This is a genomic window from Sporosalibacterium faouarense (assembly GCF_016765695.1).
GTDB lineage: Bacteria > Bacillota > Clostridia > Tissierellales > VENL01 > Sporosalibacterium > Sporosalibacterium faouarense.
The window spans coordinates 72,072-89,741 of sequence record NZ_JAETGO010000048.1; the positions used below are offsets into that span (position 1 = coordinate 72,072).

A 17,670-nucleotide genomic window follows, 5' to 3' on the forward strand; every position below is an offset into this window, starting at 1 on the left:
ATTTGTCCAAATCTTCCAAAATACTTATAAAGATTATTTTTCATAAATCAAATATATCCTTCCAAGATTTTATGATTTTTTAGTATGTAATTTCCTCATTTTATTGTTTTTAACCTAAAACCACATAGCTTTAAATATGCAAATATTAATAATTCTTTTCTTGCAAAATTATTTTCAAATAAAAAAATAGCGTGTAAGATATTCCAAGAAAACTTACACACTACTCCTTGCACTATTTTACACACTAATTCACACTATTCTATTTCTCTATTACTATTAAATAATAATAGTTTAGATATATATGCTATTTCATCGTCTCCTATATTAATTTTATAATTAACCTCTAGGGGCTTAATACTCTTCTTAACAATATTCATTTCATAATTGTATTTATCCCTGTACAAAACTAAATCCTCAAAAGGTTTAGTTTTTTCTCCATTAGCCAGCTTATCCACCAGAAAGCTTATGTGTATAGCCACTCCCATCTTTACATCCATTTCTAAAGATATATCTAGATTTTCTTCTAAATCCTTAATTATATATTTTACATCCTCCACTATTTTTTCGCCATCAACTGTGGACGTATGCTCTCTTAAGGACTTACCCACTTTAAGAAATAATTCTTCCTCATCTATTAGTTTATTTATTTTGTCAATACCGCTATTATTAAAAATATCAATTGCTGAAATAAAAGGAATCCCTCTTAAAGACACATTAATCGTTCCTACAACAGCTATAATATTATAGTGCTCTTTATGTCTTTCAACTATCTCTAAAAACTTTTTCTGCTCTAAGATATCTAGAGCTTTTATGTCTATATTTCTCCTACCGTTTATTTTTTCTTTAATTATATCTTTTAACTTTACTGAAGCTCCTTCACCTGTAAAACATACTGTAATTATTAATCTTTTCTTATCAGATATTTCTTTAGTCCTCCTTAACTCATCTAGCATCCTTATTCCCTTGCAAGAGTTATAAATTTCAGTAATCCCATGTCCCATGACTGCTTTCCTAGCAGCATCTATTACAATTGCAGTGCTAACCATATCAATTGTCTTTATCATAATGCCTGTATCCTCTGATATCATATCTCCAAAATTAGTTAAAGAACCCATATCTACTAAAAGTAGCACACCATTTTCATTATTGATACTTTTTATTTTCTCTTTAGTTATTTCATACATCTCTTCTGGTTTTGTATTTAATGACATATCTAAACCAATAACATCATCAATTGATAAAAGGTTATTTGCCACTTCTGCCATACTTGTAGCTGTACTGTTTCCATGCATAATTACTATTATTCTAACTTTCTTCCCCTCTAACACTTCTGGTTTATAAGATGTAGAAATTAAAAACATAGCTAAATACCCAATTTCATCTACTGGTGTTTCTATCTGTAGCTTTTCATCTATAGTTTTAGCCAACTGCATTGATAAAAGGAATTCCTTTTCATAGTTTATTCGAATAGAGTTTAACTTTGGATTATATATTTTGTTTCCTTTTTTTATTCTTTCTATAGTCCTTGATAAGTGAAGAGATAAAGCTAGAAATATCTTATCATCATATTTTCTAGATAGTCTTTTCTCTGCTACAGCTAATATTTCTTCCACCAAGTCTATAACCTGTGAGCTAACTACACTTAATAATTCTTCTTTACTAACCTTTTTTGAAAGTTTTCCTATATATTTATGGAAATAACTCTCAATATCTATATTTAAAATTTCATTTACTTCTTTCTCATTCATTCCTACTTTTTGCAAAGATTCAAATTTCCTTTCAATAATACTATAAAAATCTTCCTCTTCTTTTAAGTTCTGACTAATAATATTTTTGCGATTTTCTTTATGATAGTACTTTAGCACATCTCCCTTATCCTTCAATAATTCCTCGATTTTTTCCCTGCTATCTTTAATTTGCATTAGTCCTTTCTTCACATGCTGAGGAACATCAGAAACTGTAATTAGTATATAATCTTCTTTTCTAGACTTAAAATTTACAAAAGCTTTAGCACATGCTAATTGGATATCGCTCTTTAATTGACCAATGTTATTAGGACAGTCATATAATAGATACGATATCAATGAGTTTTTATTAATGTAAATGCTTCTCCCTACTCTTTTTGATTCTTCTTTAATAAAATCCTCAATCAAATAATATCGTTCAACTAAACTTCTCTCCTTCAAAGAAGGTAATGTTATTGTCATGGCTATTCTTCTAGTAAATGTCTTTAGAAGGTGGGAATCTGGATCTTCAGTAGTTGCAGCTATTATTTGTACTTTAACCCTAGTCAATTTTTCAGTTTCTCCAAGGGGTCTAAAATATCCCTTATCTATATAAGTAAATAACATTTCTTGTCCTTGAGGAGACAATCTATGGACTTCATCAAGAAAAAAAATACCTCCATCAGATTTTTTTAATAGCCCTGTCTTGTCCCTTTCGGCTCCAGTATATGCTCCTTTTTTCACTCCAAATATTTGACTGATTACTAGTTGAGGATTATCTGCATAATCAGCACAGTTAAATCTTATAAATGGTCCTTGCCTACTAATAACCTGTGATTCAATAGCAAACCTATACATACATTCAGCAAACATAGATTTACCAGTACCTGTTTCTCCCAAAATTAAAGTATGTAATCCCCGAGGTGGATATAATATAGCTGCTTTAGCCTTCTGTATAGGAATCGACAGACTATGATTAGACCCAACTAAACTATCTAATCTATTATTATCTTGATTATCAATATTTGATTTAGTATTTTCTTTAGACTTAAACAGTACAGGTCTACCTTCTATTTTTTCTATTTTTTCTTCTTTGTGTAATTGATTTAAATATCTACTTATATTTGTCCTATCATTTTCAAGGTAACTACTTAATTCTAAAGTTGAAATTCCTTTGTCATTTCTCTTTTCTAATAATATTAGAGTTTCATACACCTTATCAATCATCTTCATAGTTATGCCCCCAGTTACACATACATCATAATTTTTAAGTATAAGTTTAAAATAATAATGACTACCTTCAGTTAGCCTTTATTATTTACGTTATAATTATATTAAGCTATGGATTAATTTAGTGGTAATTATATGCTATTATACTAATATATTCTATGTTAAATGCAATTACCCTTTATAATTTGTCTCTTAAATATAACTGCTATTAGTAATACTAAGCTTATCAATCTGATAGCAATGCTTCCTTTGAAAACAAAAAACCCTTTATTGTTGACTTCTTTAAAGAAGTCAACAATAAAGGGTTTAATAACAGTAAACTATTAGGTTTATTTATATCTCAATATCTATATTTTCATCAATAAATTTCTCAACATCTTCAGCTGTAGGTAGGTTAATTACCTTTTCAGCCATTTCTTCCATCTCTTTTTTAGATAGATTCTTTATTATCCATCTTGACTTAAGTATTGATATAGGACTCATACTAAATTCATCAAGCCCTAACCCTATTAAAATTGGTATCAACTTAGGGTCTCCTGCAACTTCTCCACACATTCCAACCCAAATGCCTTCTTTGTGTCCATTATCTATAACCATTTTTACTAATCTTAATAATGCTGGATGGAATTGATTATATAGATAGGAGATTTTTCTATTTCCTCTATCTACAGCAGTAGTGTATTGAATTAAATCATTAGTACCAATACTAAAGAAATCTACTTCTTTAGCAAATAAGTCCGACATTACTGCAACAGCAGGTATCTCCACCATTATACCTACCTCTATCTCTTCGTTAAACTTAATATTTTCTTTTCTTAAGTCTTCTTTAATTTCCTCTAATACAGCTTTTGCCTGTCTAACCTCTTCTATACTTGATATCATAGGGAACATTATTTTAATATTTCCATAAGCACTAGCTCTAAGTAATGCTCTAAGCTGTGTTTTAAAAATATCAGTTCTATCTAAACACAATCTTATAGCTCTATATCCTAAGAAAGGGTTCATTTCCTTTGGTAGATCAAGATACGAAAGTTCCTTATCTCCACCAATATCCAATGTACGGATTACTATAGGTTTATCCTTAAGCTTTTCAGCTACCTTTTTATAAGCCTCAAATTGCTCTTCTTCAGTAGGTAACCTATCTCTATCCATATAAAGGAATTCTGTCCTATAAAGACCTACACCTTCACCATCATTTTTAATTACACCCTTTACATCCCTTGGTGTACCTATATTAGCAACTAACTCAACCTCAACACCATCTTTTGTAATACTTTTTTCGCCCTTCAATTCATTTAATCTATTTTTTAACTTTATATATTCAGCTTGTTTATTCTTATATTCTTCAATTACATCATCTTCTGGGTTTAAAACAACTGTTCCTTCATCTCCATCAAAAACTATATAGTCACCATTATTAGCTAACTCAGTAATATCTTCTACCCCTACAACTGCTGGTATTTCCAATGTTCGTGCCATTATAGCAGAGTGGGCAGTTTTACCACCTATTTCTGTTATAAAACCTAATACCTTTTCTTTATCCATTTGAGCAGTATCTGAAGGTGTTAAATCTTCAGCTATTATAATAATTTCTTCATCTAAGCTTGAAAAATCTGTGCTTTCTATCCCAAGAAGAATTCTAGTAACTCTTGTTGTTACATCTTTAATGTCAGCTGCTCTTTCTCTCATGTATTCATTATCCATGTTTTTAAATAGTTCAACAAATGTGTCAGTTACTTCCTTAAGAGCATATTCTGCATTGAAACTTTCATTAGAAATTTTTTCTTCTACCTGTCCAAAAAATTCAGGATCCTCTAGTATCATTCCATGGGCTTCAAATATTTGAGCTTCTTTCTTACCCATTGTTTTTAATGTACGGTCATATAAATTTTTAATTTGTTCTTTACATGTTTCTCTTGCTTCCTTTAATCTTTGTATTTCTTGTCCTGAGTCTGATATAGCTAGCTTTTCTATCTTTATTTCAGGCTCTTTTTTTATTAATACTTTACCTATTGCTATACCAGGTGAAGCTCCTATTCCTTTCATATACCTACACTCCTATTCACCAAAATTATTCTCGATTAGGGACTTTAATGCTTCAACCGCTTCTTTTTCATCTTCTCCATCAGCTTGTAATATTATCTTATCTCCTTTACCTGCTCCCATGCTTAAGATTCCCATAATACTCTTTCCATTATAAGTCTTTTCGTCCTTTATTACAAATATTTCAGAGCTATATCCCGATGCCTCTTTTACAAAAACACTTGCTGGTCTTGCATGTAAACCTGTTTCATTTTTCAGTTCCACTTCAACCTTATACATTGTACTACCTCCTTGTAAAGTTATTTAAATTATAATATTATTATGCCTTGGGTTTTATATTTTCTTTCATAAATCTTTGGAAAAAGCATATAGCCAGTTTTAACTGGCTATACACTAATTACATGTTTATAAAAACTACTTATTTTGATTCTATATGGGCTTGAACTTTTTTTAATATAGGTACTGCTTTCTTAATCGCATCTCCTACACCAACCTTAACAACAGGCTTACCTTTAAATCTTTCAACTTTCTTTATACCCATATCTTTGGTTATAATAACTGCATCCGCAGACTCAACATCTTGCTTAGTTAATTCATTTTCAAGGCCAATTGAACCTTGAGTTTCAACCTTGATTTCAATTCCTAATTCTTTTGCTGCCTTCTCTAAAGCTTCTGCTGCCATATAAGTATGAGCAACTCCAGAAGGACAAGCAGTAACTGCAACTATTTTCATGTAATCACCTCAAATTTGTTTTATTATATATTGTATGCTTGTTTCTGATGTTTAATTATTCAAAACTAATATCTAATTCATCAAGATCTTCTGAATCATCTACTAATGTTTCTTCTACTGGTTTCTTTAATAGATTAACCATAACTGCAGTAATAACAACACCAACTACAGTAGCTACTATATAACCCAATACATTATCTACTACAGGTAGTACTATCCATCCACCCCAAGGTGCATTATTTCCTACATTTAGTAACATAGCTGTTACTGAACCTGCTGCGGAACCTACCACTAATGAAGGAATAACTCTAATCGGGTCAGCTGCAGCAAAAGGTATAGCTCCTTCAGTGATTCCTATAAGTCCCATAATAATTGCTGCTTTTCCACTTTCTCTTTCTTCAACAGTATATTTCTTTGGAGCTAAGAATGTTGCTAATGCTAATCCTAATGGAGGCACACAAATAGCTACCCCTATAGGTCCCATAACTGTTATAATACCTTCACCAATAAGTGCAACACCAAATCCATATGCAACTTTGTTTACTGGTCCACCCATATCAAAGGCTATCATCGCACCAAGAATAAGTCCTAATATAACTTTATTACCCGTTCCCATTCCTTTTAACCATTCTGTCATAGCTTCCATCATTCCTGCAATTGGTGTACCTATAATCCATACCATTAATCCACCCACGATTAAGGTACCAACTAAAGGAATAATAAATATAGGCATTACTGATCTCATAACATTAGGTACTTTAATTTTCTTTAAATAAAATACTACAATACCTGCTAATAAACCTGCAATAATTCCACCTAAGAAACCTGCTCCAATTTGACTAGCTAAATATCCACCAATAGCACCTGGTGCTATACCTGGTCTATCTGCCATTGAGAACGCAATAAATCCAGCCATTATAGGAACGAATAGTGACATACCGCCAATACCAATATCCCAAATATCTTTAAGTATTCCACCTTCAGGTACCGATGGTGTACCTGATAACATAACTGATAGGGCAAGTAATACACCACCAGCTACTACAAATGGTATCATATAAGAAACTCCAGTCATTAAATGCTTACGTGTGTCTTTTAAAAGTTCTAACATTACATTTCCCCCTTTAATTTAGTATAATCTTATTGATAATATCCTTGATGCAAAATACTTCTGTTAAAACTAAATGATACTAAATGAAAGCTATTTCTTTTTCCTATCCATCTCTCACCTCCTTTAGTAGTTCTTTTTTTATACCCAGGTTCATATTTAAACATTCCTTTATTTGCATATATTTACATAACACTTATAAAAAATTACATTTTCCATACAAAATAGTCGTGATTATACTTATTGTATATTCTATAAAATATCCTAATCAGTAGTTTTTATTCCCTCGCCATAGGCATTTTCCCAGTCTTCAATAAACTTGTCTACACTATAGTCTGTTAAAGGATGACAAGTCATTTTATCCAATACATCAGTTGGAACTGTTACACTATGAACTCCATGCTCAATAATTTCTATTACTTGCTGAGCATTTTTAAAGCTTGCTGCAAGAACTTTTGAATCAAAGTTATGTTTTTCAATTATATTAATAATTTGCTTTACGACAGATACTCCATTACCAGAGATATTATCAAGTCTATTTACATATGGAGCTATATACTTTGCTCCAGCCTTTGCAGCTAGGGTAGCTTGGTGAGCTGTAAATACTGCCGTTGCTGTAGTCTTTATTCCTCTTTTCGTCAATTCTTTTATTGCCTTTAATCCTTGATGTGTAACAGGAATTTTTACATAAATGTTCTTATGAAGTCCATTAATAAATTCTGCTTCTTCAATCATGCCATCAAAATCTCTACTTACAACCTGACAATGTATAGCTCTGTCTTCCCCAACAATATCGCTTATTTCTTTTATTAAATCTGTAAACCTTTTCCCACTTCTAGAAACAATTGTTGGATTTGTTGTCACACCATCAACCTGTAAAATATCAACTAATTCTTTTATTTCCTCTACATTACCAGTATCTAAAAATAATTCCATATTATCCATCTCCTTTATTGTAATGCCTTCTTAAATATGTCCTCTAATATATTCATTAAGTTTTCTTTCTTTTCAGCTGAAACTAATAATTCTCTAAAGTCTTCATTCATAAGCTTTCTTGATAAAGCAGCTAATATTTTTAAGTGAGTATTACTTTCTGCTTCCTTTGGTACAGCTAAAAGAAATATCATATGAACTGGTTGTCCATCTAAAGATTCCCATTCTAGCCCATTTTTACTTCTACCAAATGCAACTGTAGGTGTCTTTACAGCTTCAGTTTTTCCATGGGGAATTGCTACTCCGAAGCCTATTCCAGTTGTTGATAATCCTTCTCTATCAATCACTTCTTGTACATAGTCATCAAAATTATTTAATCTACCTTCACTATCTATTGACTGGGCAAGCTCCCTAATTATAGCTTCTTTTGAATCTCCATGTAATTCCATTTTAATTAAATTTTCATTTATTATATTACTCATTATCATCGTCCTTCCTCACTAAAATATTGTATATTTTACATCCATCTTTACTATTTCTAATCTCATCAAGCACTTCTTCATTGTTTAAAATTGAATAAAATCTTTTAAAAAAGCTTTTAGTATAGCTTGGTGAACTAACCTTTAATGCTAATAAAAACACTGTATCAATTTTGTTCTCTCCCCAATTGACTGGTTGCTTCAATGTTGCAACTGCAATACCTGACTTATTAACATTATCATGAGTTCCATGGGGGATTGCTACCCTCTCTGAAACTGCGGTAGATGTTATTTTTTCTCTTTCAAGAGCACTCTTAATAAAATTAGAGTTCACATATCCATTATCAACTAAAATGTTTCCTAGTTTCTTTATAACTATTTCCTTGCTTTCAACATCAAGGTTAGGAATAATTAGCTCTTTATCAAACAATTCTATCATCGGATTTTGAATAGCATCCTTGTTAAAATGTTTAGTATTCTCAATATTAGATATATATCTCTTAATTCTTTCTATATCTCCTTTATTAACAAAGGGATTTATTTGAATTACTTGTTTCAGTTGATACTTTAATGGAATAGTAGAAATTATAATATCAAAATTATTAGGATGCTTCTTATTTAAATCATGGGCTGAAATCACATCAACAATTTGTAGGTTACTAATAGATTTTTGAAGCTTAACAGCTACAAGCTGAGCTGTTCCTATTCCACTACTGCAAACTACTATAGCCCTTGTGTTTTTATTTAATCTCTCTAAAGCTGCTCCAAGATGTATTGCTATATATCCTATTTCTTCTTCATTTACCTTAACTCCAAAATGTTTCTCAAACAGTACACTTGTTGCCCAAGCTGCTCCAAATACACTTGGATAATTAGTCTTAATTTCTTTTAATATTGGGTTTCTTAAGCTTAATCCATATTTCAATCTATTTATTGTTGGTCTTAAATGCAACACAAGTCCTATCAATAATTTTTCATCGCCACTAAAGTCAACAGATAATATATTGCCTATTAATGAAATTATATCTTTTGCTAAGCTGATAATACTTTCATCCATATTGCTTAATACATCTTCAGTGCCTTTTATATTATAGCTTCTTTGTACCTTAGACCCTAAAACATGTAGTGATATATAACCTATTTCACATTCTGGTACTTTAATGTTAAACTCATCTTCAATTCTCTTTGATATGGAATGAGCTATTTCAAACTCTTTTTGTTTCTTTATGGCATCTAGTTGCTTTTTATCCATCTTAATATCTTTCTTTTGTTTAAGTCTTTCAATACTAATAACAATATGAGCCAATAGTCCATCAAAGGCTTCATCAGATAATAAAAAATCCATGTCATCTTCTGCTTCATTAAGAATTACTTCAATCTTTTTTACATCAATATTTGGAAATAATTCTTTAAGTTGCATATAATTCTCATAATCTAATCTACTATTTGGTTTTATATCTTGAGTATCTGACAACATATCTTTTAATTCTTCTTCATCCTTTAAAATACTCAATAAATCTGCAGTAGCCTTTCTCCATCCCTTTTCATTACCTACAATTTCAATTCCATAATTTTGTCTTCTTTTAAGCTTCAAATCATATTTATCTAACCATTCATCTACCTCATCTAAATCTTTATATATAGTTACTCTACTAACATATAATTCATCGGCTAGTAATTGCATTGTAATTGAATCATTAGACTGCAGTAATCTTTTTATAATATATAATTGTCTTTTTTCTGGAGAAAATGGCTGAATATAGTTTTTACTTTTTAAAATCACATTTTTTAAAAATCGTTTTCCTTCGCTGTCTACTTTAATCCATACACCAACTCTAGGCTTTTTAATCAGCTCTCCTTTATCAGTAGCTTCTAGATATTCTTGTATCTTGTTTAAATCATTTCTTATCGTCCTATTAGAAACACTTATTTCTTTAGATATATCATCAATCGTAATTGGTTTATTGGTGTCGATTAAAATGTCTAGTATTTCACCACATCTTTCATTAAGAAAGTCATTCATATCTTTCCACCTCAATAATTATTTTTTATAGCTTGTTTAATGTGGCAACTAATAGCAATCTGAATTTACTGATATTATTATAATACCACATTATCGGCTATTTTAGAACGTTTTAAAGGTACCATTTAGTTACGGATTAATGTGGCACTTATTTATAAACTTCAATGGAAACTTTAAAACTTCTTATTTCCTGATTATCCTTTTCACAAAAATCAAAACGTGTATTCTACATTTTTTTAGAGTCACACTTATTAAAATCCACAATTTAACAAACTTCATTAAATCATTACATGAAATCTATATTGCTTCTTAATCAAAGAATATGTAAAAATTTCTTTAATTACTCATATGACATAAAAATACTTCTCCGAAGACAAACTTTATTATTTGAGTAAATTGCATATTTACAAATTAAATATATTTTTGCAATCTTGCATAAAATTCTAAAATGCAATTCCCTCATTTAATCAGTCTTTCTTTAGAGAAGTATTTCAACAAATGTATTAGTTCTTAAATTAAACATTAAAACGACTTAATGAAATAGCTATGAAAATAAAATTTTGTATAGAATTCTAGTATTTAAGAATATTTTACAATAAAATTTCATCAGATTTTACAACTCTATTACCTTCTCTTGCAGATATATATCCCATCTCTATTATTTTTTGAGATTTTAATCCTTCTTCCAAGGTTGGTGTCTCAGAGTGTACTATTTTATTCTGCTTTATATTTAATATAAAGTTAATCAAACTTGACATATGTGCATTTAAATTCCATCCCATATCAAACTTGGCGCTGGGAAAAATGCTCTTATGATATTTACTAAAATCACTTGTTCTTTCTAATTCACCTTTAAGTAAATGTCCTTTATCATGTAGAAATATTTCTGGATAGTCCATATGATCTGTTGAAATTTTCAGTTTACCTTTTGTTCCATAAACTTCAAAAACTGTATCTTCAGTAATATCTGAGGATATTCTTGATACTTCAAGGGTTCCATATCCTCCGTTTTTTAAATTAATATCTAGTAATGCCCATTCATCCACATCGGCAGACACTTTTTCTGTTAAGCTACTATCCTTATATCTTTCTTTAAAATAGGTACTAGTTCTACCTCTGACATCTTTAACTTCTCCTAATAAAAATCTTACTAGATCAGCCATGTGTATACCTAGATCCATTAGAGCTCCTCCACCAGATTTATCATTCTTTAATCTCCAAGATATTGGTCTTTCTTCATTTAGATATCCTTTATGATATAGAGTAACTCTGAAATTTAGAATTTCACCTAATTTACCATCTCTTATATAATCTTTAGCCATTACAACGGAAGGAACAAATCTGTACATTAATGCCACCTGATTTATTACATCCTTAGATTTGCAAAGTTCCACTAATTTTTCACCTTCAGCTAAATTCTTCGCAATAGGCTTTTCCATATATATATTTTTATCTGCCCTAATTGCTTTACTTCCTTGTTCGAGATGCAGAAAATTTGGTGTACATATATCAACCATATTAATGGATTTATCTTCTAGGAGTTCATTTAAATCATCTGTTGCATAATCAAATATTCCAAATTTGTCTACTCCACTTCTAGTGCAGATACCTTTAAAATTATGCTTAACATCAATATCATCAAATATTATGTCCATAGCTTTTAAACCAAGTATATGAATTTTAGATATGTTCCCCGATCCAACTAACCCTATATTAATATCTCCCATTGATATTCCTCCTCTTATATGATTTCTACTCTTTCAACCATTTCATAGGTTTCCTTTTCATTGGCTGCCTTTGTACCTTCCTTACTAACAGCAATAATTGAAGTTGCAACACCAAGTCTAAAAGCTTCTTTTACACTCAGTTCTTGGGCTAAACCTATTGTAAAACCAGCAACCAATGAATCACCTGCACCCACTGTGCTTTTTACAGTCACTTCTACAGGTTTTGCTTGGTAAACATCCTCTCTACTAACTAAAATAGAGCCTTCTTTACCCATTGAAATACATACCAACTCTATTCCAGTATCTACAAGCTCCCTTGCAGCTTTAACTATATCCTCTTTATCATTTAATTTAATTGAAAGCAATTCTTCTAACTCATGAATATTAGGCTTTATCATAAAAGGCTTACCCTTTATTCCTTCCTTTAATAAATCTCCACTGGCATCCAAAATCACTTTGCATTCTGCTTCATTTGCTATCTCTATTAAACTTTTATAAACTATATTTTCGATCCCATCGGGCACACTCCCTGCTATTACAACTATATTGGACTCCTTAACCATTTTCTTATATGTGTTTAAGAATTCAATTTGCTCATCTGATGAGATGTAAGCCCCTCTTTGATTAATATCAGTTGTACTGCCAGATATTGAGTCAACAATCTTAATGTTAGTTCTTGTATCCTCTTTCACTTTAGTAAAATCTTCATTGATACTGTTTTTAAATAAGAAATCTTTTATAAACTCTCCACTTTTCCCCCCTATAAATCCAATAGCAGTGGATTGAATTTCAAAGTTCTTCATAACTCTTGAAACATTAATCCCTTTTCCACCAGGATCCTTAACAGAATAATCAACTTTATTTACTTCTCCCTTTTTGAAATCTTCTATATATATAGTCTGATCAATAGCAGGATTCAATGTTACAGTTAAAATCATGTCTTTCCTCCAATCTAGCTTCTTATATTACTTTATAACTGTTTTTAATATTTCTTTTTTAACCTTTTCTATATCAGGAACAAAACTTTTTAGTAGCTCCATTTTACCTTCAAATTTATACTCTCCCATGGATGCTGGGATAAATATACTATCCCCTTTTTTTATGTCCTCAATTCCTTCTAAATATTTAATCTGACCTTCTCCTTCTACACAGGTAAATATAAAAAACCTTTCCATATCACTGCTTTCAGTTAAACATCTTTCTACATCATATTTTATTATAGCGAAATTCTCATTTAAGCAATAATATGTCTTAACATATCCATCTTTTTCAAGCCTAAGACCAGTGCTCTTTCGTCCTTGGAGATTAAAGTCAATTACATCTAGTGCTTCTTTTATATGCAGCTCTCTACCTCTTCCATAGTCAAAAACCCTAAATGTAGTATCACTGTTTTGCTGAATTTCTGCCACTGTAACTCCGCCACCCATTGTGTGAATTAAGCCACTTTTTACAAAGTATAATTCACCTTTCTTAACATTTATCTCATTCATATACCCTTCTGGATCACCATTTTCTATAGCTTGGGCAAATTCTTCCTTGGTACATCCATTTGTTCCTAATATTATCTTTGCATCATCCTCAGCATCAACTATATACCAAGCTTCAGTTTTCCCCATTTGTTCTCCAATCGTTAAAGCATATTTATCATCTGGATGTACTTGTACTGAGAGTTTTTGACTTGGTGTTAGTAATTTTATTAATAAAGGGAACCAGTTATTCTCAATCTTAGTTCCCATGACCTTTGATCCTTCCTTCGCTATTAGTGCTTCAAGTTTCATCCCTTGATATCTCCCATTAGCTACAATACTCATACCATGGGGGTGACAAGCCACATCCCAGCTTTCACCTATTGATCCACTAGGTAGATTATCTCTCATCGATTCAAGGGTTCTACTCCCCCAAACTTTTTCTACATATATATTTTCAAATTTTAATGGATACATTTTAACCTGGATTCTAGAATCATTCCAAATAGTATTATTTATAACTATTTATTATGATTTTTCACTTTTATTAAAGTGGTAGCATCACAGGATTCAGCTACTAGGGTATAGTCACTTGACTATAAACTCCACATACTTAAAGTAATCCTTAATTACATACAGTAATTAAGTACAACAGAGCTAGAAGTATTACTTCTCCCTAATCTATATCTAAGATTGCTAAAGGTTTTTCCTTCTAGGTGTCCTTTAGCAAGATATATTCTTATATAGTAAACATTAACTAAGTTAATGAATTAATCTATATTAAGAAACAAATTCCTATGTTTTAGCCACAAACCAGGGTATTCACCTCCTTTATTTTTAATTCTTTTATTTATTATAGACCACTATTTAAGGTAGATATTTCTAAAAAGGTCATATTGTTTTTAATTATTATTCTTAGGTTAGGGTTTCCTTTTTTAGTTTTATTCTCAATAAGTCTATTGAAAGCAAATCTTTTAGCTGATGAAGAAACAGTCATTAATTCATTTATTTCATTCATATATTCATCTAAAATATTTATTATTAATTTCTTAAGCAGTTAATACCTCCTAAATCGTTCGTTACATTTTTTATTTAGATTTTTATACTAAAGCTTAAAATCAAATTCCTTTATAGCTCTATCTATACTTTCTTGGGATGTTCTGATATTAATTCCTTTACTAATGATTTTATTATAATCCATCCTTAAATCTCTTTTCTGGTCCCTATGCTTTTCATCATCTCTACAGATAACTCTGTCAATTATTTCCTTGGAAATACCTATTTTGTTTAAAATATATACAGCAGTATCATATGTGCTTTCTTCATTTACTGAACCAAAATGATAGGTGCCATAGGGTAAATCAAATATTTTTTCTAAGTTTTCTATCAAATCATAAACATAGGTTATACCTCGATATTCATTAGTAGAAATTTTAATTGGTTGATTAGTAAGCACTGCCTTTAATGATTTCCATAATAAATTAGGATTATTAGGTACATTCTTCTCTGGTAACCCAAACATCCAACTTAATCTTAATATCCATAGCTCTTTGAGTTCTTTCCTCAAAAGCCCTTCCGCCTTTAATTTAGTTTCTCCATATACTGTACTCGGCACTGCTTTATCATCTTCTCCATAAGGTCCTTCATTTGTATTACCATTAAAAACTTGTTCACTGCTTAAGAAAAGCATCTTTGCTTTTGTTTCTTTAGCTACCCTAGCTATATTTAAGGCAGCATCTAAATTTACCTTATGCGCTAACTCAGGATTATTTTCACACGGTAATGTTGCAGACATAGCTGCAGCATGAAATATTATATTTGGATTATTTTCTTTGATTATCCTCTCAGCTTCCTTATGATTGGTTATGTCCAATTCCTTTCTAGTTAATGGTATTACATGGTATTTTTCTTCAAAATATTTTGCAACCCTTGAGCATAAAAATCCATTGACACCAGTCAATAACATCTTTTTCTTCTTCATATTACTCCTCCTATTGAGTTTAAGATTAATCTTAAACTACAGATTATAAAATGAAATCCTTTCATAATAAAAAGTGATTATATATCTAAATTATTCAAATCATATATTCTTGAATGAAGAAATTGCATATCTACAAGTTCAATATATTTATGCAATCTTGCATAAAATTTTAATATGCAATCTCCTCAAATAAATAAGTCTCTTTCATATAATATTTAATCCTTTAAAACAATATTTAGCTTTTCACTATGCATTTTTCAAATCCATATCCTTGATATCAAAAATCTGTTATCCTTTATTACCGACTTTAAATATAATCTATCCATAAAGCGGATTTCCTTTTGAGATAATTACATCGTGTAGCTTTGTTTTAAGCTTGCTTTCAAAAAATTTGCACTTAACCATAAATACAAAGTAAGCTTCTTTTTCATCTTGTGCTGCTGTTTCAACATTGCCCATACCCTTCAGTATCTTTACATCTGCATTTTTATATAAACTCTGAAATTGAGGACTACATCTACTTAGTATTGTTCCAGGGTATGTAGCCCCACTTTCGATAATTTCAGCATACTCATCAATTCCTATATCTAAAGCTACCTCTTTCGTTACGTCATTAAGTACTGGTATACTCCTAACAGCATAATAAATTTTTATATTTGGATATTCTGCTTTAATATTTTCTAAAACTAGCTTATCAAGAACTATCTCACCGCAATTATCTCCTACATACATAAGAGTTTTCGCTTTAGATAATTCTTCAATAAATAAATGCCCATCTTTCGACATTTTATAGTTTTCAAGCACTTCTAATATTTTTTCCTTAACAAAGGTTTTATCTATAGTTTGCATTATGCCAAAATCAATAATATTTGCAGCTCCACTTAAAATTAAAGCAGTTTCAATTTGATTTTCTGATTTCCTAATAAATTCTCTAAAATCGCCTTCCAAGGCTAGCATCTCTTTATTAAAAATGTCTTTTTCTTCACTATATAAATCTTCTACCCCAACGGCATCTTGTATAACCTCTAAATATCTTTCAGTTAATATAGGTGCACTACTTTTGGCATAGATATGTCCATCAAGACTTTTGATGGATTGTTGAATTAGTTTATATTGGTCATCAGGATTGTCAACATATTTGTTTACAGTTTCCGTTATATTGCTTATAATACAGGGCATACATTCCAAGTATAATTTCATTTGAAAACCTCCGATAAATTTAAAAGAATAATATTCCTAATATAGATTCTATCATTGAAAACTACAGTTCAATATCAAAAAATTCTGACACATTAATGTGTAAAAACTTAATTTTTCTGGCTATAAAAGCTTAACTCTATACTTTTTCAAACTTTCTAGTATGGCTTCTGAGGGCTTTTCTTCAGTTATAATTGTATCTATATCCGTAACATCAGCAAATCTATATATACCATCATAAAAGAACTTCCTATTTTCCATAACTAATAAAACCTCTTTACTACTTCTTATAATTGCTTTTTTCGTATTACCATCTTCAACACTTATAGTTGTAACACTCTTATTTGCTAGGTCAATTCCACAGCTTCCAATAAATGATTTTTGAACAGTATATTTAGATATTGATTCTATTGTAGCTGAACCCACGAATCCTTCCATTTCTTGATATAAAATTCCACCTGGACAAATAATACTAATATCTTTGTTATTGCAGAGTATAGGCAGAATATCAATTGAGTTTGTTATTACTGTAAGCTTGATGTTGGAATTAGCTATTTTCTCTGCTAAAATCATATTTGTTGAAGATATATCTAAAAAAATTGTTTCTCCACTTTCCAAAGTGCTAAAGGCTTTCTCAGCTATTTTATTCTTAGCTGCATAATTATATTTTTTTCTCTCATTCACCTTTATAAGCTGCGGAAATTTTTTCTTTAAAATACCTCCACCATAGGTTCTTTCAAGTATTCCTTCATTCTCCAATATTTTAAGGTCTTTTCTTATGGCGTCTTCAGATACTTCAAATTTTTCGCTTAATTTTTTTACTACAACCTTTCCTTCCCTTGTAAGAATTTGGACTATTTTATCTAATCTTTCCTTTGCAAACATATTATTCTCCTTCACTTATTATTATTTATTATTTCTTCTTGTTATTTATTATATATTATTTATTTTTTAAGAACAAGGATGTATTTTTTATAGAACGTCTGTTGTTCATGAGGTTAAACGGACTAATTGTAATAGTTTGCC

The 17,670-nt window shown here is 30.3% G+C and carries 14 protein-coding genes and 2 pseudogenes; 1 reads left to right on the plus strand and 15 read right to left on the minus strand.

Translation table 11 applies throughout. The annotated features are described in order from the left end of the window. Positions 1 to 254: 254 nt before the first annotated feature. From JMO20_RS10170 to JMO20_RS10230, 13 genes and pseudogenes are all read right to left on the minus strand, one after another. The gene (locus JMO20_RS10170; RefSeq protein ID WP_202709549.1) at positions 255 to 2,957 is read right to left on the minus strand and encodes a sigma-54-dependent transcriptional regulator; all 2,703 of its coding nucleotides are present in this window, start codon (positions 2,955 to 2,957) and stop codon (positions 255 to 257) included. A gap of 330 nt (positions 2,958 to 3,287) precedes the next feature. Then, positions 3,288 to 5,000 (minus strand): phosphoenolpyruvate--protein phosphotransferase, encoded by a 1,713-nt coding sequence (ptsP, locus tag JMO20_RS10175; RefSeq protein WP_202709551.1) that lies wholly within the window; start codon positions 4,998 to 5,000, stop codon positions 3,288 to 3,290. Positions 5,001 to 5,012: 12 nt separating this feature from the next. Then, entirely contained in the window at positions 5,013 to 5,276 is a 264-nt protein-coding gene (locus JMO20_RS10180) for an HPr family phosphocarrier protein (RefSeq protein WP_202709552.1), read from the minus strand. A gap of 139 nt (positions 5,277 to 5,415) precedes the next feature. Then, complete coding sequence (locus JMO20_RS10185) at positions 5,416 to 5,730, minus strand: PTS fructose-like transporter subunit IIB (protein ID WP_202709554.1); 315 nt, start codon at positions 5,728 to 5,730, stop codon at positions 5,416 to 5,418. A gap of 55 nt (positions 5,731 to 5,785) precedes the next feature. After that, positions 5,786 to 6,841 carry a PTS fructose transporter subunit EIIC gene (locus JMO20_RS10190; protein WP_202709556.1) on the minus strand — a complete coding sequence of 352 codons (1,056 nt, stop codon included), beginning with the start codon at positions 6,839 to 6,841 and terminating at the stop codon, positions 5,786 to 5,788. A 261-nt stretch (positions 6,842 to 7,102) separates the two neighbouring features. Then, a complete protein-coding gene (fsa, locus tag JMO20_RS10195; RefSeq protein WP_202709558.1) occupies positions 7,103 to 7,774 on the minus strand; it encodes a fructose-6-phosphate aldolase in 672 nt (223 codons plus the stop codon). A gap of 14 nt (positions 7,775 to 7,788) precedes the next feature. Next, positions 7,789 to 8,253 (minus strand): PTS sugar transporter subunit IIA, encoded by a 465-nt coding sequence (locus JMO20_RS10200; protein ID WP_202709559.1) that lies wholly within the window; start codon positions 8,251 to 8,253, stop codon positions 7,789 to 7,791. Beyond that, positions 8,246 to 10,273, minus strand: a complete 2,028-nt coding sequence (locus JMO20_RS10205; protein ID WP_202709561.1) for a BglG family transcription antiterminator — start codon at positions 10,271 to 10,273, stop codon at positions 8,246 to 8,248. Before JMO20_RS10205 ends, JMO20_RS10200 begins: the two co-directional genes overlap by 8 nt. Before the next feature lie 590 nt (positions 10,274 to 10,863). Beyond that, on the minus strand, positions 10,864 to 12,000 hold the full coding sequence (locus JMO20_RS10210) for a Gfo/Idh/MocA family protein (protein ID WP_202709562.1): 1,137 nt from the start codon (positions 11,998 to 12,000) through the stop codon (positions 10,864 to 10,866). 14 nt (positions 12,001 to 12,014) lie between these two features. Next, positions 12,015 to 12,938 carry a 1-phosphofructokinase gene (pfkB, locus tag JMO20_RS10215; RefSeq protein WP_202709563.1) on the minus strand — a complete coding sequence of 308 codons (924 nt, stop codon included), beginning with the start codon at positions 12,936 to 12,938 and terminating at the stop codon, positions 12,015 to 12,017. Positions 12,939 to 12,965: 27 nt separating this feature from the next. Continuing rightward, complete coding sequence (locus JMO20_RS10220; RefSeq protein ID WP_202709564.1) at positions 12,966 to 13,943, minus strand: type I phosphomannose isomerase catalytic subunit; 978 nt, start codon at positions 13,941 to 13,943, stop codon at positions 12,966 to 12,968. A gap of 376 nt (positions 13,944 to 14,319) precedes the next feature. Further along, complete coding sequence (locus JMO20_RS10225) at positions 14,320 to 14,484, minus strand: hypothetical protein (protein WP_202709622.1); 165 nt, start codon at positions 14,482 to 14,484, stop codon at positions 14,320 to 14,322. 87 nt (positions 14,485 to 14,571) lie between these two features. After that, positions 14,572 to 15,423 (minus strand): annotated as a pseudogene (locus JMO20_RS10230) (SDR family oxidoreductase); the annotation flags it as partial. Here JMO20_RS10230 and JMO20_RS20765 point away from each other — a divergent pair. Next, a pseudogene (locus JMO20_RS20765) lies at positions 15,356 to 15,496 on the plus strand (hypothetical protein); the annotation flags it as partial. The pseudogenes JMO20_RS10230 and JMO20_RS20765 overlap by 68 nt on opposite strands. Positions 15,497 to 15,765: 269 nt before the next feature. Here JMO20_RS20765 and JMO20_RS10235 read toward each other — a convergent pair. Both JMO20_RS10235 and JMO20_RS10240 read right to left on the minus strand, forming a co-directional pair. Then, a complete protein-coding gene (locus JMO20_RS10235; protein ID WP_202709566.1) occupies positions 15,766 to 16,647 on the minus strand; it encodes a damage-control phosphatase ARMT1 family protein in 882 nt (293 codons plus the stop codon). A 120-nt stretch (positions 16,648 to 16,767) separates the two neighbouring features. Continuing rightward, positions 16,768 to 17,529, minus strand: coding sequence for a DeoR/GlpR family DNA-binding transcription regulator (locus JMO20_RS10240; protein WP_202709567.1), 762 nt, complete (start codon positions 17,527 to 17,529; stop codon positions 16,768 to 16,770). Between the last annotated feature and the right edge of the window lie 141 nt (positions 17,530 to 17,670).

Coding starts and splice junctions, on each gene's coding strand:
- ptsP (WP_202709551.1), bottom strand. CDS start 5,000: ATGAAAGGAATAGGAGCTTCACCTGGTATAGCAATAGGTAAAGTATTA.
- JMO20_RS10220 (WP_202709564.1), bottom strand. CDS start 13,943: ATGTATCCATTAAAATTTGAAAATATATATGTAGAAAAAGTTTGGGGG.
- JMO20_RS10235 (WP_202709566.1), bottom strand. CDS start 16,647: ATGAAATTATACTTGGAATGTATGCCCTGTATTATAAGCAATATAACG.
- JMO20_RS10185 (WP_202709554.1), bottom strand. CDS start 5,730: ATGAAAATAGTTGCAGTTACTGCTTGTCCTTCTGGAGTTGCTCATACT.
- JMO20_RS10180 (WP_202709552.1), bottom strand. CDS start 5,276: ATGTATAAGGTTGAAGTGGAACTGAAAAATGAAACAGGTTTACATGCA.
- pfkB (WP_202709563.1), bottom strand. CDS start 12,938: ATGATTTTAACTGTAACATTGAATCCTGCTATTGATCAGACTATATAT.
- JMO20_RS10205 (WP_202709561.1), bottom strand. CDS start 10,273: ATGAATGACTTTCTTAATGAAAGATGTGGTGAAATACTAGACATTTTA.
- JMO20_RS10170 (WP_202709549.1), bottom strand. CDS start 2,957: ATGAAGATGATTGATAAGGTGTATGAAACTCTAATATTATTAGAAAAG.
- JMO20_RS10190 (WP_202709556.1), bottom strand. CDS start 6,841: ATGTTAGAACTTTTAAAAGACACACGTAAGCATTTAATGACTGGAGTT.
- JMO20_RS10210 (WP_202709562.1), bottom strand. CDS start 12,000: ATGGGAGATATTAATATAGGGTTAGTTGGATCGGGGAACATATCTAAA.
- fsa (WP_202709558.1), bottom strand. CDS start 7,774: ATGGAATTATTTTTAGATACTGGTAATGTAGAGGAAATAAAAGAATTA.
- JMO20_RS10225 (WP_202709622.1), bottom strand. CDS start 14,484: ATGAATGAAATAAATGAATTAATGACTGTTTCTTCATCAGCTAAAAGA.
- JMO20_RS10200 (WP_202709559.1), bottom strand. CDS start 8,253: ATGAGTAATATAATAAATGAAAATTTAATTAAAATGGAATTACATGGA.
- JMO20_RS10240 (WP_202709567.1), bottom strand. CDS start 17,529: ATGTTTGCAAAGGAAAGATTAGATAAAATAGTCCAAATTCTTACAAGG.